This is a genomic window from Rathayibacter sp. AY1B8 (assembly GCF_002932775.1).
Classification (GTDB): domain Bacteria; phylum Actinomycetota; class Actinomycetes; order Actinomycetales; family Microbacteriaceae; genus Rathayibacter.
This window is the reverse complement of the sequence record NZ_PSWJ01000040.1, coordinates 1-20,755: the sequence shown is the minus strand read 5'-3', so window position 1 is coordinate 20,755 and position 20,755 is coordinate 1. Positions and strand designations below refer to the sequence as shown.

The window sequence follows — 20,755 nt, the reverse complement described above, 5'->3', positions numbered from 1 at the left end:
GTGCGGACCTCCACGAGACGCTGCTCTCGGCGTACATCACGGCGGGCCTGCTCGACGACCCCCGCCTCCGACCGCTTCCGCGACTTCATCGCGTCCGGCTGGGCCGAGCGGGAGGAGCCGCTGCCTGCTCCGCGCGAGCAGGCGTCCTTCGCCGCCTCCCGCCGCGAGCGCCTCTCCGCGCTGCACACCGGCGTGCGCATCGTCGTCCCGGCGGGCCGCCCCAAGCAGCGCGCGAACGACACCGACTACCCGTTCCGTGCGCACTCGGCCTTCACCTGGCTCACCGGCTGGGGCTCCGACTCCGAGCCCGGCGCGGTGCTCGTCCTCGAGCCCGCCGGGTCCGGCCACAGCGCGACGCTCTACTTCCGCGAGCGCGCGGGCCGCGACTCCGACGAGTTCTACGCCAACCCCGAGATCGGCGAGTTCTGGATCGGGCCGCGTCCGTCGCTCGCGCAGGTCGCGAGCGATCTCGGCCTCGCCACCCGCGGGATCGCCGAGCTCGACGCGGTCCTCGACGCGCACGACGGCGTCCCCCTCGCCGTGCTGCGCGAGGCCGACCCGGCGGTGACCGGCCGTCTCGACGCGGTCGAGGCCGACGAGCGGGCGGACCGCGACGCGGCGCTCGAGCGCGACATCGCCGAGCTCCGCCTGGTCAAGGACGCCTACGAGATCGCCGAGCTGCGCGCCGCCGTCGACGCGACGGGCCGCGGCTTCGAGGACGTCCTCTCCGACCTGCCGCGCATCATCGCCCACGAGAAGGGCGAGCGCCTGATCGAGGGCGTCTTCAACGGACGCGCGCGCGCCGACGGCAACGCGGTCGGCTACGACACCATCGCCGCGGCGGGCCCCCACGCCTGCATCCTGCACTGGACGCGCAACGACGGGCCGGTGCGCCCCGGCCAGCTGGTGCTGCTGGACGCCGGCGTCGAGCAGGACAGCTACTACACCGCCGACATCACGCGCACCTTCCCGGTGGACGGCCGCTACACGGACGCCCAGCGCCAGGTTCACGAGACGGTGCGGGAGGCGGCCGACGCCGCGTTCGCGATCGTCCGACCCGGCATCCGCTTCCGCGAGGTTCACGCCGCGGCGATGGCCGTCATCGCGCGGCGCACCGCCGAGTGGGGCCTGCTGCCGGTCAGCGCCGAGGAGGCGCTCGAGGCCGACAACCAGCAGCACCGCCGCTACATGGTCCACGGCACCAGCCACCACCTCGGGCTCGACGTGCACGACTGCGCCCGGGCACGGCGCGAGATGTACCTCGACGGACTGGTCGAGGAGGGCATGGTCTTCACGATCGAGCCCGGCCTCTACTTCCAGCCCGACGACCTCACGGTCCCGGAGGAGCTGCGCGGCATCGGCGTCCGGATCGAGGACGACGTGCTCGTCACCGCCGACGGCGCCGAGAACCTCTCGGCCGGCATCCCGCGCTCGGCCGACGACATCGAGGCGTGGATGGCCCGACTGGCCCGCTGAGCCCGGTCGCCCGCGGGGAGCCCCGGCCGCTCAGGCGGCGAGGGGCAGCGCGAACTCCCCGCGGGCGGCGGCGAGCGCCAGCCCGTCGAGCAGCGTCGCCAGCTGACCGGCGGGAGCGTCCGGGTCCTCGGGGTGCCACTGCACGCCCACGAGGGGGGCCGCGACGTGCTCGACGGCCTCGATCACGCCGTCCTCCGCCCGGGCGACGACCCGCAGCCCCGGAGCGAGCAGGTCGACCGCCTGGTGGTGCGCGCTCTGCACCGCGAGCGCCTCGGACCCGAAGAGCCCGCCGAGCACGGAGCCCGCCGCGAGCCCGACCTCGTGCCGGTGCATGCGCTGGTGAGCGGGGGCCGCCGCGTTGACGTGCTCCGCCTCCGGACCCAGGTCCTGAACCAGCGTGCCGCCGAGCGCGACGTTGACGATCTGCAGGCCGCGGCAGATGCCCAGCAGCGGGGTCCGGCGGGCGAGCGCCCGGTGCACCAGCGCGATCTGGGCGGCGTCGGCGCGCTCCGCGTGGGGGCCCTCGGCCGGGTAGCCGCGGTCGGCGCCGTACTGCTCGGGAGCGATGTCCTCGCCGCCCGCGAGGACGAGGGCGTCCGCCCCCGCCGTGCGCGCCAGCAGCTCCTCCGTGCCCAGCTCCTCGGCGGCGAAGCGCTCCGCCCGCCAGCCGCGCTCGTGCGCGAGGGCGAGGATGCGGCCGTTCAGGATCTGCACGTAGGCGTGGTACTCCTCGCGGCCCGGTCGCACGCGGGCGACCTCGACGATGGCGAGTGAGCGGGTCATGACTCCATCCTGGGCACGCCGCCGCCGCCGGTCGAACCGCCGTGTCACGCGGTGTCACACTCCGGCCGTACGATCACGGAGTGACCTCGCCGAGCCCGTCCCTCCCGGAGCGCGTGCAGCAGGCGCGCTCCGAGGTCTCCGTCCTCGCCGGGACCACTCCCGAGCGCCGGGTCCGACCGCTGCGCGAGGCCGTCGAGCACGTCGCCGCCGGCGGCTCCCCCGATCCCGACGCCCTGCTCGACGCGGTCGACTCGCTGGTCGGGCTCGTGACCCGCGCCGAGGTGCAGCTGAGCGGCGTCGAGCGCTCCGTGCGGGACGACCTGGAGCGGGCCGCCACCCTCTCGGACCTGCGCACCTCGGCGCAACTCGCCTCCGCCGCCGACGTGGCCGTCGCGTGCGCCGCGGCACGGTCGCTCCTCCTCGACGCCGACGACGCCCGGTCGGCCGGCGCCCGCCACGATCCGGCCGCGCTGCTGGTCCTGCTGCTCGACGCCGACTCCGCTCTGGACGCCGTCGTCTCCGGGTACCGCGAGCCGCGAGCCCAGGCCGAGCGCCAGCTCCTCCTGTTCGAGGCGGCGCGCACCGCGGCCCGGCTCGGTGCCGAGTCGGTGCTGCTCCTGGCCGCCGTGCACGGCGAGCGCATCACCGCGGCACCCCGGATCCTCGCGGAGGAGACGCTCGGGCAGCTGGACACCGCGGTGCGCCGTGCGGCAGGCGATCCGGCCGGCGCTCTGGACGAGGCCCGCGCCGCCGCCGACCGCGCCCGCTCCGCACTCGACGAGGCCCTGGTCGACCTCGACGGCGCGCCCCCGTCGCTCCGCCCCGCGGCCGTCCCCGGAGGCCTGCCCGCGGCCTGAGGACGCAGGCACCCGGCAGCGGCGCGCGTGCCATAGTGAGGGACATGGCCTCCTTCCTCGTCGTCCCCCAGTGGCAGGGCTCGGCGTCGACGCGCGCGATGCGCCTCGTCGACGGAGCCGAGGCGATCCGGGGCGATCTGCCCTCCTCCGCCACCACGACCCTCGACATCCCCGCCGAGGCGGGCGACGCCCAGGACACCGGCATCCGCCGCTACGCCTCGGTCGCCACCGTCGCCGAGCGGGTGCGCGAGGCCCTCTCGGGCCGGACCGATCCCGTGATCACGATCGGCGGCGACTGCGGCGTCGAGTTCGCGGCGATCGGGCACGCCGTCCGCTCGGCACCGGGCCCGGTCGCGCTGGTCTGGCTCGACGCCCACCCGGACGCGCACACTCCCGAGTCCTCCCCCAGCGGCGCCTTCTGCGGCATGGTCCTCTCGGCCGCGCTGGGCCGCGGCGTCGGCCTCCTGAGCGCGGGCGCCGAGGAGCGGGTGGCCGACGAGCGCGTCGTCCTCGCCGGTGTCCGCTCCGCCGACGACGGCGAGCTCGAGCCGCTGGTCGAGCGGGGGGCCGCGGTGCTGACCGCGGACGCCCTCGACCCGGAGTCGCTTGTCGCGGCGGTCGAGGCGACCGGTGCCGCCTCCGTCTACGTGCACCTCGACCTGGACGTGCTCGACCCCGCCGACCTCGCCGGGCTGTTCGACCCCGTGCCCTTCGGCGTGCCCGCCTCGCGCCTCGTCGCGAGCCTCGACGCCCTCCGGTCCCGCTTCCCGCTCGCGGGCGCCGGCGTCACCTCGTTCGCCCCGTCGTCGCCGACGGCGGCCGAGGACGACCTGCCCACGATCCTCCGCCTCCTCGGCGCTCTGTCCCGCGGGGCCTGAGAGAGCCCTGCCATCGGCGCGCAAGCCCGAGCGCGTGTCGGCGGCACCCGGCAAGATGGTCGGACGCGACCGAGCGGAGGAACGATGAGCGACGAGAGACCGCGCGTGCGCACCGAGCGGCGCGGGACCGTGCTCGCGATCGTGCTGGACCGGCCCGAGAAGCGCAACGCCGCCGATCTTCGGCTGCTCGCGGAGCTGGCGTCCGCGTACGGCGAGCTCGACCGCGACCCGGAGCTGCGCGCCGGCGTCGTCCTCGCCGAGGGCGGGCACTTCACGGCCGGGCTCGACCTCGCCGACATCGGGCCCCGCCTGGGCTCCGACGGCCTCGACTTCGTGCCCGAGGGCGGTCTCGACCCCTGGGGCCTGCGCACCCGCCCCGTGAGCAAGCCGGTGGTCATCGGCCTCCAGGGCACCTGCCTCACGCTCGGCATCGAGCTCGCGCTCGCGAGCGATGTCGTCCTCGCCGAGCGGTCCACCCGCTTCGGCCAGATCGAGGTCGCCCGCGGCATCCTGCCCTTCGGCGGAGCGACGCTGCGCTTCCCCCGCGCCGTCGGCTGGGGCGACGCGATGCGCTGGATCCTCACCGGCGACCTCTTCGACGCCGAGGAGGCCCACCGCATCGGCCTCGTGCAGCAGGTCGTCCCCGACGGGGCGGTCGCCGAGGCGGCCTGGGCTCTGGCCGCCCGGATCGCCGCGCAGGCGCCGCTCGCCGTGCAGGCCGCCCTGGCCAGTGCCCGGCTCGCGGTCGCCGCGTCCGACGCCGAGGCCGCGGCCGCGCTCCCCGGGGCGCTCGCGCGTCTCGCGGCGTCCGAGGATGCGCGCATCGGCACCGAGGCCTTCCTCCAGCGCACGACGGCGGAGTTCACCGGACGATGAGCGACGAGAGCACCACCGTCACGGCGCCCGGCGGCTCCTCCCTCGAGGCGCAGCAGGAGCGGGCCGCGCAGCAGCTCGAGATCCGGCTCCGCTACGGCGACCAGGTGTGGGAGTTGCGCGAGGTCGACCACTTCGCCGTCTTCTCCCGCCGCAGCACCGCACGGCGCGCCGGGCGCGTCCTCGTGGCCTCCGGCTTCCAGATCGCGATCTCGCGGCTGAGGCTGAGGCAGGTCCTCGTCGCGAGCCACCACGCCGCGGTCGACGCGGAGTCGACCACCGCGTTCCTCCGCCAGGTGATCGAGGCGGTCGAGAGCCACGGCGGCCGCTACGACGGCTGGCGGGCCGAGATCGTGCCGGCGCATTGAGCGCCGGGCACCCACCGACGACGGGGCTCGACGCCTCCGAGAACCCCAGGGAGACAGCATGAGCAGCACGACGGACGAGTTCGACGTCATCGTCATCGGAGCAGGGCCGGTGGGCGAGAACCTCGCGGACCGCGCGGTCCAGGGCGGCCTCACCGCGGCCGTCGTCGAGAGCGAGCTCGTCGGGGGCGAGTGCTCCTACTGGGCGTGCATGCCCTCGAAGGCGCTGCTGCGGCCGCCGATGGCGCTCCGCGCCGCCCGTGATCTCCCCGGCGCGGCGCAGGCGGTGAGCGGAGGAGTCGACGTGCCCGCGCTCCTGGCCCGCCGCGACTCCTTCACCAGCCACTTCGACGACCACGGCCAGGTGCAGTGGCTCGAGGGCGCCGGCATCGAGCTCGTCCGCGGGCACGGCCGCCTGAGCGGCGAGCGCGAGGTGACCGTGACCGGACCCGACGGCGAGGTGCGCGTGCTCCGCGCCCGCTCCGCCGTCGCCGTCGCGACCGGCACCACCGCCGTCGTCCCCGACATCCCGGGCCTGCGCGCGGCATCCCCCTGGACGAGCCGCGAGGCCACCTCGGCCGAGGAGGTGCCGCGGCGCCTCGTCGTCATCGGCGGCGGAGTCGTCGCGACCGAGATGGCGACCGCCTACGCCGGCATGGGCTCCTCCGTCACGCTCGTCGCCCGCAGCGGACTCCTCGCGCCGTTCGAGCCCTTCGCCGGCGAGCTCGTCGGCTCGGCGCTCCAGGAGCTCGGCGTCGACCTGCGCCTCGGCGACTCGCCCGTCTCGGTCGAGCGCCGGTCCGACGGCACCGTGGCGGTGACGCTCGAGGGCGGCGACGTCATCGAGGCCGACCAGGTGCTCGCCGCGACCGGCCGCGCCCCGCACACCCGCGACGTCGGCCTCGAGACGGTGGGCCTCGAGCCCGGCTCCTCGCTGACGGTCGACGACACGATGCTCGTGCTGGGCGGCGACGGTGCTCCCCTCGGCGGCGGGCGTCCGTGGCTCTACGGGGTCGGCGACGTGAACCACCGCGCACTGCTCACGCACCAGGGCAAGTACCAGGCCCGTGCGGCCGGCGACGTGATCGTCGCGCGCGCCACCGGTGCCGAGGTCCACGACGCCCCCTGGGGAGCGCACGTCGCGACCGCCGACCACGAGGCCGTGCCGCAGGTCGTCTTCACCGACCCCGAGGTCGCGTCCGTCGGCCTGACCGCCGCGGCCGCCGAGAAGGCCGGCTACCGAACCCGCGTCGTCGACTACGAGATCGGCTCGGTCGCCGGCGCCGCCCTCGCCGCCGACGGCTACACGGGCACCGCGAGGATGGTCGTGGACGAGGACCGGAAGGTCGTCCTCGGCGTCACCTTCGTCGGCAAGGAGGTCGGAGAGCTGATCCACTCCGCGACGATCGCCGTCGTCGGCGAGGTGCCGCTCTCGCGCCTCTGGCACGCGGTCCCCTCCTATCCGACGATCAGCGAGGTCTGGCTGCGGCTGCTCGAGACCTACGGACGCGACAGCGCGTGAGCGCGCTCCGTCGAGCCGTCGCGACGGTGGCCCTGGATCCGGCGATCACCCGGCCGGGCTACCTCTTCGCGTGCGCGGTCGGACTCGCCTGGGGCGCGCTGTGGAGCACGGGCCCGATCCGGCGCAGCCACGGCCTCGTCGTCTTCACCGGTCTGCCCTCCTGGGCGTTCGGCCGCGGAGGGTCCTGCGTCGGCACGAGCTACCTCACGGGCACCAACGTCTCCGACAGCGTCCTCGAGCACGAGGCCGTGCACAAGGAGCAGTGGCGGCTCTACGGGATGTGGTTCCCGTTCGCGTACACGGTGGCGGGTCGCGATCCGCTGCGCAATCGATTCGAGATCGAAGCCGGTCTCGAGAAGGGCGGATATCTCCGTGGTCACTGACATGACGGGGCGCGTCGTCGTCCTCACCGGAGCCAGTTCCGGCATCGGCCGGGTCGCGGCGGGAGCGCTGGCGTCCGCCGGTGCCCGCGTGGCCGTGGTCGGGCGGAACCCCGAGCGCACCCGCGCGGTCGCCGCCGACGTGGGAGGCGACGCGTTCCTGGCCGACTTCGACCGGCTCGACGACGTCCGCGCCCTGGCCGACGGCCTCCTCGAGCGCTACGAGCGGATCGACGTGCTGGCGAACAACGCGGGCGGGCTCGTCTCCCACCGCGCCGAGACGGTCGACGGCCACGAGCGGACGATCCAGAGCAACCACCTCGCGCCGTTCCTGCTCACGCGGCTCCTGCTCCCGCGGATGATCGAGACCTCGAGGGAGCGGGCCGGCGTCCGCGTCGTCTCCACGGCGAGCCTCGCGAACCGCTTCGGTCGCCTGAGGCTCGACGACCTCGACAACCGCCGGGGTCCGTGGCTCGGCGGCTGGCGGGCGTACGGCACGTCGAAGCTGGTGACGATCCTCTTCATCCGCGAGCTGGCGGAGCGCCTGCTGACGACGTCGGTCGACGCGTACTCGTTCCACCCGGGCGTCGTCTCGACGAGCTTCGGTGCCGACAGCACGATGATGAAGCTGATGACGAGCCTCTCGGTCGGCTCCTTCGGAATCTCCGCCGAGGCGGGTGCGGTGCCGCTGATCACCCTCGCCTCCGAGCCCGATGTCGGCGCCGCGAGCGGCACCTACTTCGACCAGCTGACGCCGCACGGCTCCCTGAACCCCCAGGCCCGCGACCGCGCTCTCGCCCACGACCTCTGGACCCTCTCCAGCCGCCTCGTGGGCGTCTCTCCCACCCTGTAGCCCGCTGCCGCTCCCCGCCGCCGCCGACTCGGCGCGGGGCGGCGCGGAGCACCCGGCGCGCTCGCCGGGAGGATCTCGACACGCCCTCTCCGAGGGCTGCCCGATCAGCAGGTCTGCGCGCGGTCGTCGGGCTCGGTCTGTGCCCGCGAGCTGCTCGATCAGCCGCGAAATCGGTCGGGCGTGGATCTCGAAACTCCCTCTCCGAGGGCTACCCGATGAGCATGTCCGGGCGCGGTCGCCCGACTCGCCAGGCACCCGAGAACCGCTCGATCACGCGCGAAGTCCGTCGGAGTGGATCTCGAGACGCCCCCTGCGAGATCCACTCGATCAGCATCGTCCTCCGCGGTCGCGCCCCTGGCGCGCCGTCCCCGCGGCCGCGCCCCCGGCGCGCCGCACCCCTACGAGCAGCGCCCGGAGCGTCGCAGGGCGTCGTTCTGCAAGGCGGAGGAGGAAGCGATACCGGCGGTATCGCGCCCGACGACAACGCCGCAGAACGTCGCCCTGCGGCGCTCCGGGTCAGTTGGACTCTTGGCGGCCGAGGCGCCAGTACCCCATGAACGCCACGCGCTTCCGGTCGAGTCCGAGCTCGGTGACGAGGCAGCGGCGGATCAGCTTCACGGCGCCGGCTTCTCCGGCGATCCAGGCGTAGAGGCCGGGGTCGGTGCTCTCGTCGGGGACCTCCCAGAGCATCTCGTGGTCGACGTCGATGTCGCTGACGTCGACGCCGCGGTGGTGGGCGGTGAGGAAGCGGGTGGCCCAGGCGCGGACCGCGTCGCCGAGGGCCGCTCCGGGGGCTGCCGCGTCGGCGCGGACGATCCAGGTGACGTGGACGCCGGCGGGGTGGCGGAGCGGGAGGCGGTCGTGGGCGGTGGGGACCTCGAGGAACGCGGCTCCGGTGGCGTCGTCGTCGAGGCTCTCGAGGATCGCAGCGATGGCGGGGACGGCCGTCTCGTCGCCGGCGAGGAGGAGGGAGGTGGCGGCGCCGGGGTGGAACTCGACTCCGCCGCCGGGGAGGTCGGAGCGCGTGTCGGGCGCGATGATGACGATCTGGTCGCCGGCGCGGGCGCTCTCGACCCAGGCGGAGGCCGGTCCGGTGTCGCCGTGGGCGGCGAAGTCGATGTCGACCTCGGCGTCCTCGGGGCGGACGGCGCGGATGGTGTAGGTGCGGAGCGGGTTCCGGAGCTCGTCGGGGAGCTGTCGCCAGCGGCCGTACCAGTCGGGGTCGAGTCCGTCGGGTCCGTCGGGGTCCGAGACGGAGGCGAGGAAGGCGGGGGCGTCGGAGGCGGCGGTGGGGACGACGAGCTTGATGCGCTGGTCGGGGCCGGTGCAGCCGACGTGGTCGAGGCCGGTGCCGGTGAGGGTCACGCGGATGAAGTGCGGGGCGATCCGGGTCGCTGCGGCGACGGTCGCGAGGTACGGCCGGTAGGCCGGTCGGGCGGGGGCGGCGGTCGTCGGAGGCATCGCCTCAGTCTCGCACAGAAGGTAAGCCTTGCCTAAGACTCAGCCGGGACGCCCGGCGGACGGTCAGCGCGCGGCGTGCTCGGCGGAGGTGCGCAGGCGCGCCTCCACGTCGGCGGCGAGCTCGGCGACGACGGGGCCGGCCCCGCCGATCCAGGCGCAGAAGTCGTGGCGGCCGTCGGCCCACGGGTAGTCGCCGTCGACGACCGACATCTCGCCGACCCAGGCCCGGACCGCGCGGTCGAGCGCGACTCCGCGGGAGCAGCGCTCACCTGTGCCGGGGGCGCCCGAGCGCTCAGAGCGGCCGAGCCAGGTGACGCAGACCCGTCCGGGGGCGGCGAGCGGCGGCAGTCCGCGCGCGTCGTCGACCTCGACGAAGACCTGGCCGCGGGCGTTCGCGGGGAGGGTGTCGAGGATGCTCTGGATCCACGGCACGACGGTCTCGTCGCCCGCGATCAGGAACTGCTTCACGTCGACCGGCGCGGAGCCGTCGCGGTCCTCGAACATGCACATCGTGTCCGAGTATAGGCAAGGCTTACCTCAGTGACCAGAGCCGGACCTGACCATCCGCCGTGCGGCCGCGCCCGGACCCGTCACGACTGCGGCCTCCCCCCGTCACCACTGCGGCGGGTGCCGCCTCTGCCAGCGCGCCCGCCGCTCGAGCTGTGCGCCGATCGCCAGCAGCGTCGCCTCGCCGCCGGGTCGCCCGATCAGCTGGACTCCCATCGGCAGGCCCTCCTCCGTGGTGCTCAGCGGAAGGGTGATCGCGGGGAGGCCGCTCACGTTCACGAAGGACGTGTACGGCGTGTAGAGGCACTGCTGCTCGAAATTGCGCTCGGGATCCTCGAGGTCGTACCAGCCGACGGGGCGCGGCGTCATCGCCAGCGACGGCGTCAGGACCGCGTCGACGCCGGAGAACGCCGCGATCACCGCGCGCTCGTAGCCCGAGAGCCAGGACGCCGCCTCGACGATCTCGCGGGCGGAGCGCCGGCGTCCCTCCTCCACCAGCCAGCGGGTCAGCGGCTCTATCAGATCGAGGTCCGCGCCCTCGACGGGCAGGGCCGCGGCGCCGCTCTGCCACAGCGTCCGGAACGCGGCGGGGTACGGGGCGCTCGGGGGGAGCGACGCCTCCTCGAGCCCGTGGCCGAGGGCGGCCAGCGCGGCGATCCCCTCGTCCAGCGCGGCGCGCGCCTCCGGAGCGAGAGCGATCTCGTACTCCTCGTCCCAGGGCGAGTCCGTCAGCACGCCGATCTGGAAGCGCCCCTCTCCGCGCACCGCGGCGCCGAGGAACGAGCCGTCGCCGTCACCGGGCGCGCCGAGCGACCAGCGCTGCGGGAGGCGGCCGTTCGTCCGCTCCAGCATGCCCTCGAGCAGGAGGCCCGCGTCGGCGACCGAGCGGGTGATCGGCCCGGCGACCGTCAGGCCGCCGACTCCGCCGATGCCGGAGAGCGCGGCGACACGTCCGCGGGAGGGCTTCAGTCCCACCAGGCCGCAGGCCGCGGCGGGGATGCGGATGGACCCGCCGCCGTCCGAGGCGGGGGCGAACGGCAGCAGTCCCGCGGCGACGGCGACCGCTGCTCCTCCGCTGGATCCGCCGGCCCCGAGGCGGGTGTCCCAGGGCGTGACGGCGGGCGGGCCGATCCGCGTCTCGGTGTAGGAGGGCATCCCGAACTCGGGCGCCGCGGTCTTGCCGAGGCTGACCGCTCCCGCCGCGTCGAGCACCTCGACGATCTCGTCGGAGGCGGTGGGCACGTGGTGCTCGCGCAGCCGGGATCCGAATGCGGTCCGCACGCCCGCGCGCCGCCAGAGGTCCTTGTCGCCGCTCGGCAGGCCCCAGAGCGGAGCGGTTCCGGGCCCTGTGCCGAGCGCTGATGCCCGCACCCGCGCCCGATCGGCGGTCACCGTGGCGAAGGCGCCCAGCTCCCCGTTCCAGCGCTCGATCCGGGCGAGGTAGTGATCGGCGAGCTCGAGAGGCGTGACCTCTCCGCGCTGCAGCCAGTCCCACTGCTCCTGGGCGCTGAGGTGGTGGAGTTCGAACATGGAACGACCCTATTCCGCCGCTCCGGGGAGCCGGCGGAACAGGGTCGTGCGGGTCAGGCCGCGCGGCGGCCGCTCTCGCTCGCCTCGTCGATGCCCTTCCGGGCGCCGTCGGGCACCACGGTGTCGCGGTCGATGCGGGCGCCGGTCGCGATCACGGCCGAGCGTCCGATGCGGGAGTAGCTCCCGATCCGCGCCCCCGGTCCGATGATCGCCTCGGGCCCGACGTGCACGTTCGCGCCGATGAAGGCGCTGTGCCCGATCATGGCGTCGCGGTCGACCCAGCTGCCCGCGCCGATCCAGGCGCGCTCGCCCACGGTCGCGCCGGGCTCCACGTAGGCGCCGGTCTCCACGTACGCGGTCGCCGAGACGCGCGATCCGGGAGCGACCATGCCGCGTCCGTTCGCGTGGCGGCGGTAGACGATCTCGTCGTCACTGCCGCGCGCCCCTCGACCCTTGTTCATCCCTGTCCCTGCCATCTGCCTCTGGCTCCTCCGAGCTGTCCGGTGGGCGGGGCGCCGAGCCCCGTCCCGTCATCGGTAGACAACAGCGGCGAGCGCCCGCGCATTCCCCGTTCGGGGGGCGCTGGCGCGGGGTGGAGGCGGGGCGGCGGGCGGAGCGGAGAGCGCGCGTCGGAGCGGACCCGCGCGGGCGTCCCCGGAGCGTCACTCCACCGCGTCGGCGACCGCGGTCACGACCGCGCGGAACCGGTCCGGCGCCTCGCGGATCCGCCGCCGGAGGAGGACCCCGGCGAGCGCCGACGAGGCGGGTGCGGCGACCAGCTCGCACTCGACCCGGGCCCCCTCCTCGTCCGCCAGGACCCGCCACTGCTCGACGCCGAGCACGGGGAGCCGGCGCTCGAGCCCGCTCCCCCGCCGCTCGTAGGCGCCGTCGGCGGCGAGGACGTCCGCGAGGGCGGCGAGCACCGGGGCGGGGTCGGCGTGGAGGACGGAGGCGAGGGCGAGGAGGCTGCGCACGGCGGCAGTCTCGCACGCCCCCGCGTCAGGAGCGGGCGTCGAGGACGCGCCGGAGCCAGTCGAACGACGCCTTGGGCACGCGGCCCCGGCTGCGCGTGTCGACGGCCACGAGCCCGTGCGGGCGGCTGTAGCCGTGCTGCCACTCGAACGCGTCGACCAGGGTCCAGAGCTGCACGGCCTCCACCGGCAGTCCGTCGTGGACGGCCTCGGCGAGAGCGGCCAGGTGCGCCCCGAGCCAGCGGATCCGCTCCGTGTCGACGATCGCACCCTCGCGATCGGGCTCGTCGGGGTAGCTCGCGCCGAGCGCGGTCACCACCAGCGGCGGCAGGGCGTCGCCGTACCGCTCCACGAGGGACCGCAGCACCGAGACCACAGCCCAGGGTGCGACCGGCGAGCCGTCGCCCGTGCGGTCCAGCTCCGGCCAGGGCGCCGTGTGGAAGGGGAGCGCGGGAGGAGCGCCCACCCCGGTCGGCAGCGCCGGGTCGCGGCCCGACACGATCCGCAGCGGCGGCAGCGGCGCGACCGCGTAGAAGTCGAGCGGTGCCGAGATGCGCGCGAGGTCGACCGGATCCGCCTGCGCGAGGGCGCCGAGGAACGGCGGCAGCTCCTCCGGTCCGACCGGGTAGGACCCGGTCAGCACGGCGTCGGCCACCAGGCGGTTCCGCAGGACGTCCGCCAGGGAGGCGAAGGCGCGGTCCCGGTCGTCGTCGGAGGCGGGCTCGACGGGCGCGAGCGCGTCGACCAGGCCGATCCTCCCGGTCACCTCCGCCGCCCGCAGCGCCTCCAGCGCCACGCCGTGCCCGAGGAGCTGGTGGTGCAGCGCCGGCAGGGCGCTGAACAGCCGCCCGGCGCCCGGCGCCTGCCGCGCGAGCGCGTAGCCCTCGAGCATCACCGTCGACGGCTGGTCGAGGGTGATCCAGTCGGCGACCCGGTCGCCGAACCGCCCGCCGAGCTCGAAGGCGAGATCGCCGAAGCGGAACGCGGTGTCGCGGTTCATCCAGCCGCCGCTGAGCGCCGACGGGGTGTCGCGGTGGTGCAGGGTCAGCGCGACCCGGATCCCCGTCTCGGCGAGCCCGTCGAGCAGGCGGTCGTAGAAGCCGAGCCCTCCGCGGTCGATCGGCCCGCGGCCGTCGGGCTGCAGCCGGGGCCACGAGACCGAGAGCCGGAGCTCGTCGACGCCGAGATCGACCAGCAGCGCGAGGTCCTCGCGCCAGCGCAGGAGGAAGTCCGTCGCGATCTCGGGAGTGGCCTCCTCGGCGATCGTCCCCCGTCGCAGCGCGAAGTCGTCCCACACCGACCGGCCCCGGCCGCCCGTCTCGAGGGAGCCCTCCGTCTGGAAGGCGCTCTGCGCCAGTCCGATGCGCAGGCCCGGCGGCAGGAGCCCGCCCAGCTCGCGCGGATCGTCGAAGCGCGCGGCCTCGACGCGCACCTCCCGCCGATCGCGCCCACGGGCCTCGTCTTCGCGCATTCCACTGTCCTCCGGATCTGATCGACGGGTATATTCTCGCGGAAGCGCTCTCCCGGATCTCCCCGACTCCCCCGACCGGCCGAGACGCCTCCTCCGGATGGTGTACATCCGGGAACAGTGGTGCGGCGCGCTTGACAGCTCCCCCCTGCCCCCGTGCAATGGACGCATCGTGAAATCGGACGTCGACGTGGCAGTACCGGGGGGTTCACCGGTCGTGCCGGTGCCCCGACTCCGCCGATCCCCGCGGCGCACGGCCGCCCTGCTGCTGGTGCTCCTCGCGGCCGTCGCCTCCGTCTCCGGGCTGGCCGCTCCGGCCGCGCAGGCCGCCGCTCTCACGATCACCGCTCCCTCCTCCGGCGCGGTCCTCAGCACGGGAGCGACGACGGTCACCGGCACGGCGACGGCCGGGGACCAGGTGCAGATCGGGCTCCGCGGCGGCGGCGACCCCCTCTGCATCACCACCGCGGGCCCCGACGGCGGCTGGAGCTGCGCCGTCTCCCTCGACGACGGGCCGGCGACCCTGGTCGCGGTGGAGCTCCTCGCCGGCGGCGGGACCACCTCGGCCGCCGTCCCGATCGCCGTCCTCAGCGCCCCCGTCATCGAGTCGGTCGACGGCTCGGCGACCTCCGCGGGCTCGGTCCGCGGCACGGCCTACCCCGGCGCGAGCGTCGCCGCGGTCTCGAACGGCGGCGCCGCGTGCCTGGCCACCGCCGACTCCGGCGGCGCGTGGTTCTGCCAGCTCGCCCCCACTCCGGCGCCGGGCAGCTACCGCGTCACCGCGACGCAGACCGCCTCCTTCGCCGGCAGCGCCGCCTCGCCGGCCAGCGCGCCGGTGACCCTCGTGGTCGACACCGCTGCTCCTGCCGCCCCCGCCCTCACCTCGCCGTCGGACGGCGCCGCCCTGCCGCTCGGCGGCGCGTCCTACTCGGGGACGGGCGTGGACGGCACCCGCGCCTACGTGTACGTGGACCGGGTCAACACCTGCGACGCGGCGGTCAGCGGAGGCGCCTGGAGCTGCACCGGCGGCACGATCACGGCGGGCGCGCACCGGGTCTCCGCCATCGCCGGGGACAGCGCCGGCAACTACAGCCCGCCGAGCCCCTGGATCGACGTGACCTTCGCGGCGGCGACGACCGCTCCCACCGGCACGCCCAGCGCGACGACGCCGGCCGCCCCCGGTGCCGCGCCCACCGCACCCGGGGCCGCCGCGTCTCCCGCTCCGAGCAGTGCGGCGCCGACCGCGTCCCCGTCGCCCGTCCGCCCCGGGGAGACCGCGCCCACGCCCGAGGACGAGCCGACCGCCGAGCCCACCGCAGCGCCGGTCCCGGCTCCCGACGTGGACGGCGGTGACGTGCCGCCGCAGCCCGCCCCCGACGCCGGATCCGAGCCGGGCGGCTGGAGCGCGGCGACCGGGATGACCACCGCGCTGTCCGCCGGATCGCCCGTCGTCTCGATGGCCGACTGGATGCGCTCCCTCGCGCTCGCTCTGCTCTCGCTCGCCCTGGTCGTCGTGCCGGCCCGCCTCGCCGCGGCCGGGCGGGCGCCCCGCGCCGAGCGCAGCTGGCACCTCACGGGCCGCAACCGCGCCGCCGTCGAGTACGACGACAAGCCGGACACCGGTCCCGCCTCGCCGCGCCTGATGGTCGTCGGGATGATCGGCTGCGCAGCCGGCCTCGTCCTGCTCTCGGGACGCGTCGACGGCCAGCCCGCCTACCTGCGCCTGCTGATCGCCGTCATCGTGGCCGTCGCCGTGGTCAACGCGGTCGCCGCCGCCGTCCCCGCGCTGGTCGGCCGACGGATCGGCGTCAGCGGGATCGGCGTCGTCGCCGCTCCGCGCGCGCTGCTCCTGGTCGCGGCGGCCGCTCTCGTCTCGCGCTTCGCGGGACTGGACCCGGCGCTCCTCTTCGGCGTGGTGATCGGCCTCGTCCTCCCCGAGGGCGCATCCGCCGTCGACCGCGCGAAGCTCTCCACCGTCCGCGTCGTCTCGCTGCTGGGTCTCGCCGGACTCGCCTGGGGCGCCTCCGCCGTGGTCCCGCCCGACGGCTCGTTCGGCTCCGTGCTCGCCGCGGAGGTGCTCAGCGCGACCACGCTGATCTCGGTCGGCTCGAGCGTGGTGCTGCTGTTCCCGGTCGGGCGCCCCGCCGGCCGCAGCATCCTGCGCTGGTCTCCGCTGCTCTGGCTCGCGCTCACGCTCCTCGCGACGACCGTGCTGTTCGTGCTGCTCACCCCGACCATCGCGTCCTGGTCGACCGACGGCGGAGCGGGTCCGGTGCTCTTCGCCGTCGTCGCCTTCAGCGCGGTGTGCACGTCGATCTGGGCCTGGCGGCGCTTCGTCGAGTCGGAGTAGCCGGCCTCGGCCGCCCGCTCAGCCGATCGAGACGGGCCGGTCGAGGTCGTCGCCCGGCAGCACGTCGGCCACGGCGCCGACCGTCAGCTCGCGCAGCGTCGCGATGCCGCCGTAGACGCCGAGGAACGCGGTGTCGGCCGCGTCGCGTCCCGTCGCGATCCGCACGAGACTCGACCGCGGCGCGAGCGTCGTCGCGTCGACCGCCCGCCACTCCCCCTCGATCCAGGCCTCCGCGACCGCGTGGAAGTCCATCGGCTGCAGTCCCGGGGCGTACACGGCCGCCAGTCGGGCGGGCACGTCCAGCGCACGGAGGAGGGCGACGACGAGGTGCGCGAAGTCGCGGCAGACGCCGCGGCGGGCGAGCAGCGTCCGCTCGGCCCCGTCCGTCGGAAGGCTCGAGCCGGGGACGTACGCCAGCCGCGTGCCGACCCAGGAGCTCACCGCGTGCAGGAGGTCCGCCCCGGCGAGGCCGGCGAACTCGGCCCGGGCCGTCGCCCACAGCACGTCCGACTCGGCGTAGCGGCTCGGCCGCAGGTACCGCAGCCGGTCCACCTCGTCGCCCTCGAGCGGATCGAGGCGTCCCAGGACGCGCGCGGAGTAGTCCACGACGAGGTGCCCGACCGGCGCGTCGAGCACGTGCAGCCGGGTGCCGTGCTGGTCGATCACCTCGCGAGCGGCGAGCGGGCGGCCGTCGACGGTGAGCGTCAGCGACTCCTCCGCCCCGTACGCGTCGGCCACCGCGATCGAGAGGACGAGGGCGGCCGGAGCCGCGACGTCGAGGGTCAGGTGGGCCGAGACGTCGCGCTGCATGGGGCTCTTCTCCGGGGCGTGGCGGGTGGGGGTCAGGCGCCCTGCTCGCCCTTCGGCGGCGGGGTGGGGGCGGCGTCCGGCTCCTGCACGAGCTGCAGCCCGCCGGACGAGTTCGCCGAGACGGTCAGCAGGTCGATCCAGGTGCGGTTGATCGAGGGGACCCGTCCGCCGAAGTACTTGAAGTAGAGGGGCACGGAGGGGTCGAGCCAGATGCTCGAGCGGCCGTCGCCGACCGCGGGGTCGTCCCGCCAGGAGAAGAAGAAGCTCTCGCGGCGGCGCAGCTTGTTGGCGATGACGATCTGGACGTGCGTGAGCGTGCGGTCGTCGAACTCGATCTCGACTCCCGAGGCTCCGTAGAGCAGCTTCCCCATGGGGGCCTCCCGGCCGCCCGTCGCCGGGCGGTGCATGACGGTGCCCGCGGGCACGAGAAGCGGGACCGTTCCGGCGCCCGCCGTGGACCGGGCGGCTCGCATCCGGACGCGGGCGCCCGGGCTCGGAACCGCCCGGTGACGACTCTAGGCGAGGCGGCGCGGGCGCGCGGGATCCTCGTCCGATTCCCGAACACCGGGCTCCTCCGGCCGGAAGGACGACCGGTCCGGAGGCGCGCCCGGCGCCCTGCCGGATCCGGGCGAGACGCGCCGGGGCGCTGCCGCGCGCATGTCGGAGGTCGGACGTACGGTACCCGCATGATCGAATGCGCACTCTGCGGAACCGACGCCGTCGTCCTCGACCGCTCCGGCGGCCGCGACACCGAGGAGGAGCTCGTCGTGCTCTGCGCCGACTGCACCCCGGGCGAGATCACCCAGGCCCTCGAGGCCGGGCTGCTCGAGCCCGCTCGACGCAGCGCGCACGCCCGCGCCGCCTAGAGAGCGGCACGTCGGACGGAGTGCCCCCACTGGGACTCGAACCCAGACTGAGACGATTTTAAGTCGTCTGCCTCTGCCGATTGGGCTATGGGGGCGACCACCGGGAGGAGCGACCCTCCCGGCGGCGGTGTCAGGACTTGGCGGGCTCGCCGCCGACCGGGACCGGAGCACCGGCCTGGCCGGGGATCTGCGCCGGGGCCTGCGCGGCCGGAGCCTCGGCGGCCGGGGCCGCCGGACGCGGACGCGACGCGTAGGTCTCGAAGGAGCCGCGGGGGTACTCGCGGGCCTCGATCGAGGCGATGTCGCGGCCGAGCCAGAGGTTGTTCCACCAGCCCCAGACCACGCGGAACTTGCGCTCCCACGAGGGCATGGCGAGACCGTGGTAGCCGCGGTGCATCACCCAGGCGGGGAAGCCCTTCACGGCGATCTTGCCGGACTGGAACACGCCGATGCCGATGCCCAGGCCCGCTACCGCGCCGAGGTTCTTGTGCACGTAGTCGACCGGCTCCTCGCCGCGGAGCACCGCGGTGATGTTCTTGGCCATGAGCTTGCCCTGGCGGACGGCGTGCTGGGCGTTCGGCACGCAGAAGCCGCCGACGCCGCCGCCGGTGAGGTCGGGGACGGCCGTCGCGTCGCCGGCGCCCCAGGCGCCCTCGACGAGCACGTCGTCGTGGCCGACGCGGAGGTCGGCGCGCACGCGCAGGCGGCCGCGCTCCTCGATGGGCAGGTCGGAGTTCTTGATCGACGGGTTCGCCATGACGCCCGCGGTCCAGATGATGAGGTCCGACTCGAAGCTCTCGCCAGTCGACAGCTGGATGACGCCGTTCTCGGCCGACTTGAGCTGCGTGTCGAGGTGCACGGTGGCGCCGCGCTGGTCGAGGTTCTTCAGCACCCAGTGGCTCGTCTCGAGGGCGACCTCGGGCATGATCCGGCCCATCGCCTCGATGAGGTGGAACTGCGTCTCCTCGAAGTCGATCTCGGGGTAGCGCTTGAGCAGCGCGCTCGCGAAGGAGCGCAGCTCGGCGAAGACCTCGATGCCCGCGAACCCGCCGCCGACGACCGTGACGGTCAGCAGGCGCGAGCGCTCGGGGCCGGCGGGGAGCGACGCGGCCTTGTCGAAGTTCGTGAGCATGCGGTCGCGGATCGCGGTCGCCTCCTCGATCGTCTTCAGGCCGATCGCGTTGTCGGCGACGCCCGGGATCGGGAAGGTGCGCGAGACGGAGCCGGCGGTGACGACGATCTGGTCGTACTCGAACTCGTAGGGCTCGCCCACGGTCGGGGTGATCGTCGCGGTGCGGTTCGCGTGGTCGATCTTCGTCACCTTGGCGGCGAGGATCGCGGTCTTCTTGAGGTGGCGGCGGAGCGAGACGATCGCGTGGCGCGGCTCGATCGACCCCGCGGCGACCTCGGGGAGGAAGGGCAGGTACGCCATGTAGGGCAGCGGGTCGACGATCGTGACCTCTGCCTCGTGCGGGCGGAGCTGCTTCTCGAGCTTCCACGCGGTGTAGAAGCCGGCGTAGCCGCCTCCGACGATCAGGATTCTGGGCACGGTTGACTCTCCAAGAGGGATGGACAATGCGAACACCCTCACGCAATGCGAAGTGCCCGCTCTCGATGCGGTGGGCAGCACTGACCCCGACTGGGAATCAGCTTAGCGAAGAGCGCGCCGGTGGTGGCGCCTCCGTGGCTCCGGTAGGAGCGGCTACGCGTCGAGCGGCCTGCAGGCGCAGCGCTCGGGAGACCAGTCGGCGCGGGCCAGGGCCAGATCGCCGATCGGATTGACGCCGGGGCCCGCCGCGAGGGCGTGCGCGGCGAGGGCGTGGAGGCACTTCACCCGCGAGGGCATGCCCCCGGAGGAGATGCCCGCGACCTCGGGGACGGAGCCGACGCTCTCGCGGTCGGCCAGGAACGCCCGGTGCGCAGCGGCGTACGCCTCGCGCAGCTCCTCGTCCTCGGCGAGCATCGCGTTGTACTCGACCATGACCTGGGTGGCCTCGAGCTGCGAGATCGCGGCCGTCGCGGCGGGGTGGGTCAGGTAGTAGAAGGTGGGGAACGGCGTGCCGTCGGACAGGCGGGGGCTCGTGGAGACCACCGTCGGGTCGCCGCAGACGCAGCGTGCGCTGATCCCGACGACGTCCCGGGCGGGACGGCCCAGCTGGGCGGAGACGACCGCGATGTCGCGCTCGGACGGCGGATCGAAGGGGGGCGTGGTCACGGGGGCTCCAGAGGACGGACGGCCGGGAGGACGCTCCAGTGTACGCGGGGCCGGGCGGGAGCGACGGGTAGGGCGGGAGCTACGGAGTCGGTGTCAGCTCATCGGCGGTCGGCTCGCCGAGGCCCGAGACCGCGATCGAGGACAGCAGGGAGCCGGCCCAGTCGCTCGGGGTCTCCTGCACCGTGTCGCTCGCGGGCTGCTGCGCCTGCTGGGCGAGCGTCACGTCGTCGAGCACGAGGTAGCTCACCTCGCCGGGCATCACGAAGTACAGCCGCTCGCGGGCCTGCGCGCGGATGAACGCCGGGTCGGACCAGCGGGTGCGCTGCTCGTCGAGGTTCTGCGCCTGGGTCTTGGCCGCGTCGACCGAGCGCTGCAGCTCGGCGATCTCGGCGCGCTGCTCGACGAAGTTCTTGATGCTCGGGGCGAGCACGACCACCGCGAGGATCATGATCCCCATCACCAGCAGCGTGAAGCCGGAGCCGCGGACGCCGGCGATCCACGCGGACGAGGGCGGAGCGGGCGGCTGCTTCGGGCGGGGGGTGCGCGGGGCGGATGCGGCACGGGGCGCCGAGGGCGTGCGGGAGCCGGAG

22 protein-coding genes and 1 tRNA gene are annotated in these 20,755 nt (G+C 74.9%); 10 read left to right on the top strand and 13 right to left on the bottom strand.

The window, feature by feature from the left end:
- On the top strand, nucleotides 1-1,476 hold the full coding sequence (locus tag C5C63_RS16085; RefSeq protein ID WP_104326426.1) for an aminopeptidase P family protein: 1,476 nt from the start codon (nucleotides 1-3) through the stop codon (nucleotides 1,474-1,476).
- Nucleotides 1,477-1,506: 30 nt separating this feature from the next.
- On the opposite strand, the gene C5C63_RS16080 is transcribed toward C5C63_RS16085, so the two are convergent.
- Nucleotides 1,507-2,259 carry a gamma-glutamyl-gamma-aminobutyrate hydrolase family protein gene (locus tag C5C63_RS16080; RefSeq protein ID WP_104225036.1) on the bottom strand — a complete coding sequence of 251 codons (753 nt, stop codon included), beginning with the start codon at nucleotides 2,257-2,259 and terminating at the stop codon, nucleotides 1,507-1,509.
- Nucleotides 2,260-2,339: 80 nt separating this feature from the next.
- On the opposite strand from C5C63_RS16080, the gene C5C63_RS16075 reads away from it, so the two are divergent.
- From C5C63_RS16075 to C5C63_RS16045, 7 genes are all read left to right on the top strand, one after another.
- On the top strand, nucleotides 2,340-3,116 hold the full coding sequence (locus C5C63_RS16075) for a hypothetical protein (RefSeq protein ID WP_104225035.1): 777 nt from the start codon (nucleotides 2,340-2,342) through the stop codon (nucleotides 3,114-3,116).
- A 44-nt stretch (nucleotides 3,117-3,160) separates the two neighbouring features.
- Nucleotides 3,161-3,994, top strand: coding sequence for an arginase family protein (locus tag C5C63_RS16070; RefSeq protein WP_104256198.1), 834 nt, complete (start codon nucleotides 3,161-3,163; stop codon nucleotides 3,992-3,994).
- An 84-nt stretch (nucleotides 3,995-4,078) separates the two neighbouring features.
- Complete coding sequence (locus C5C63_RS16065) at nucleotides 4,079-4,870, top strand: crotonase/enoyl-CoA hydratase family protein (RefSeq protein ID WP_104326425.1); 792 nt, start codon at nucleotides 4,079-4,081, stop codon at nucleotides 4,868-4,870.
- Complete coding sequence (locus C5C63_RS16060; protein ID WP_104256200.1) at nucleotides 4,867-5,235, top strand: ribonuclease E inhibitor RraB; 369 nt, start codon at nucleotides 4,867-4,869, stop codon at nucleotides 5,233-5,235. Before C5C63_RS16065 ends, C5C63_RS16060 begins: the two co-directional genes overlap by 4 nt.
- A 58-nt stretch (nucleotides 5,236-5,293) precedes the next feature.
- A complete protein-coding gene (locus C5C63_RS16055; protein ID WP_104261726.1) occupies nucleotides 5,294-6,754 on the top strand; it encodes an NAD(P)/FAD-dependent oxidoreductase in 1,461 nt (486 codons plus the stop codon).
- Nucleotides 6,751-7,137, top strand: coding sequence for a Fe-S oxidoreductase (locus C5C63_RS16050; RefSeq protein ID WP_104227423.1), 387 nt, complete (start codon nucleotides 6,751-6,753; stop codon nucleotides 7,135-7,137). The genes C5C63_RS16055 and C5C63_RS16050 overlap by 4 nt, the downstream gene beginning before the upstream one ends.
- Nucleotides 7,127-7,987, top strand: coding sequence for an SDR family NAD(P)-dependent oxidoreductase (locus C5C63_RS16045; protein WP_244230659.1), 861 nt, complete (start codon nucleotides 7,127-7,129; stop codon nucleotides 7,985-7,987). The genes C5C63_RS16050 and C5C63_RS16045 overlap by 11 nt, the downstream gene beginning before the upstream one ends.
- Before the next feature lie 516 nt (nucleotides 7,988-8,503).
- Here the strand turns inward: C5C63_RS16045 and C5C63_RS16040 are convergent.
- From C5C63_RS16040 to C5C63_RS16015, 6 genes are all read right to left on the bottom strand, one after another.
- Entirely contained in the window at nucleotides 8,504-9,448 is a 945-nt protein-coding gene (locus C5C63_RS16040) for a siderophore-interacting protein (protein ID WP_104256203.1), read from the bottom strand.
- A 63-nt stretch (nucleotides 9,449-9,511) separates the two neighbouring features.
- A complete protein-coding gene (locus C5C63_RS16035) occupies nucleotides 9,512-9,952 on the bottom strand; it encodes an SIP domain-containing protein (RefSeq protein WP_181027263.1) in 441 nt (146 codons plus the stop codon).
- Between the two features lie 108 nt (nucleotides 9,953-10,060).
- Complete coding sequence (locus C5C63_RS16030; protein WP_104326424.1) at nucleotides 10,061-11,485, bottom strand: amidase; 1,425 nt, start codon at nucleotides 11,483-11,485, stop codon at nucleotides 10,061-10,063.
- Nucleotides 11,486-11,538: 53 nt separating this feature from the next.
- Nucleotides 11,539-11,961 carry a transferase gene (locus C5C63_RS16025; RefSeq protein ID WP_104225025.1) on the bottom strand — a complete coding sequence of 141 codons (423 nt, stop codon included), beginning with the start codon at nucleotides 11,959-11,961 and terminating at the stop codon, nucleotides 11,539-11,541.
- A gap of 186 nt (nucleotides 11,962-12,147) precedes the next feature.
- Complete coding sequence (locus C5C63_RS16020) at nucleotides 12,148-12,459, bottom strand: hypothetical protein (protein WP_104227427.1); 312 nt, start codon at nucleotides 12,457-12,459, stop codon at nucleotides 12,148-12,150.
- A gap of 25 nt (nucleotides 12,460-12,484) precedes the next feature.
- Complete coding sequence (locus tag C5C63_RS16015) at nucleotides 12,485-13,927, bottom strand: glycoside hydrolase family 1 protein (RefSeq protein ID WP_181110646.1); 1,443 nt, start codon at nucleotides 13,925-13,927, stop codon at nucleotides 12,485-12,487.
- A gap of 220 nt (nucleotides 13,928-14,147) precedes the next feature.
- Between C5C63_RS16015 and C5C63_RS16010 the strand changes: the two genes are divergently transcribed.
- Entirely contained in the window at nucleotides 14,148-16,274 is a 2,127-nt protein-coding gene (locus C5C63_RS16010; protein WP_181110645.1) for a hypothetical protein, read from the top strand.
- Between the two features lie 18 nt (nucleotides 16,275-16,292).
- On the opposite strand, the gene C5C63_RS16005 is transcribed toward C5C63_RS16010, so the two are convergent.
- Complete coding sequence (locus tag C5C63_RS16005; RefSeq protein ID WP_104234572.1) at nucleotides 16,293-17,084, bottom strand: transglutaminase family protein; 792 nt, start codon at nucleotides 17,082-17,084, stop codon at nucleotides 16,293-16,295.
- Between the two features lie 32 nt (nucleotides 17,085-17,116).
- Complete coding sequence (locus C5C63_RS16000) at nucleotides 17,117-17,455, bottom strand: ATP-dependent DNA ligase (RefSeq protein WP_068211888.1); 339 nt, start codon at nucleotides 17,453-17,455, stop codon at nucleotides 17,117-17,119.
- 315 nt (nucleotides 17,456-17,770) lie between these two features.
- Between C5C63_RS16000 and C5C63_RS15995 the strand changes: the two genes are divergently transcribed.
- Entirely contained in the window at nucleotides 17,771-17,950 is a 180-nt protein-coding gene (locus C5C63_RS15995) for a hypothetical protein (RefSeq protein ID WP_104225020.1), read from the top strand.
- A 21-nt stretch (nucleotides 17,951-17,971) separates the two neighbouring features.
- Here C5C63_RS15995 and C5C63_RS15990 read toward each other — a convergent pair.
- The 4 genes from C5C63_RS15990 to C5C63_RS15975 form a co-directional block, all read right to left on the bottom strand.
- Nucleotides 17,972-18,045: transfer RNA gene (locus C5C63_RS15990), tRNA-Leu, on the bottom strand.
- A 35-nt stretch (nucleotides 18,046-18,080) separates the two neighbouring features.
- Nucleotides 18,081-19,499: an NAD(P)/FAD-dependent oxidoreductase gene (locus tag C5C63_RS15985; RefSeq protein WP_104225019.1), complete on the bottom strand. Its 1,419-nt coding sequence runs from the start codon at nucleotides 19,497-19,499 to the stop codon at nucleotides 18,081-18,083.
- A 153-nt stretch (nucleotides 19,500-19,652) separates the two neighbouring features.
- Nucleotides 19,653-20,165 carry a DUF501 domain-containing protein gene (locus tag C5C63_RS15980; protein WP_104291983.1) on the bottom strand — a complete coding sequence of 171 codons (513 nt, stop codon included), beginning with the start codon at nucleotides 20,163-20,165 and terminating at the stop codon, nucleotides 19,653-19,655.
- Between the two features lie 79 nt (nucleotides 20,166-20,244).
- Nucleotides 20,245-20,755, bottom strand: a 511-nt coding sequence (locus C5C63_RS15975; RefSeq protein ID WP_308471554.1) for a septum formation initiator family protein, incomplete at its 5' end; no start/stop codon positions are given.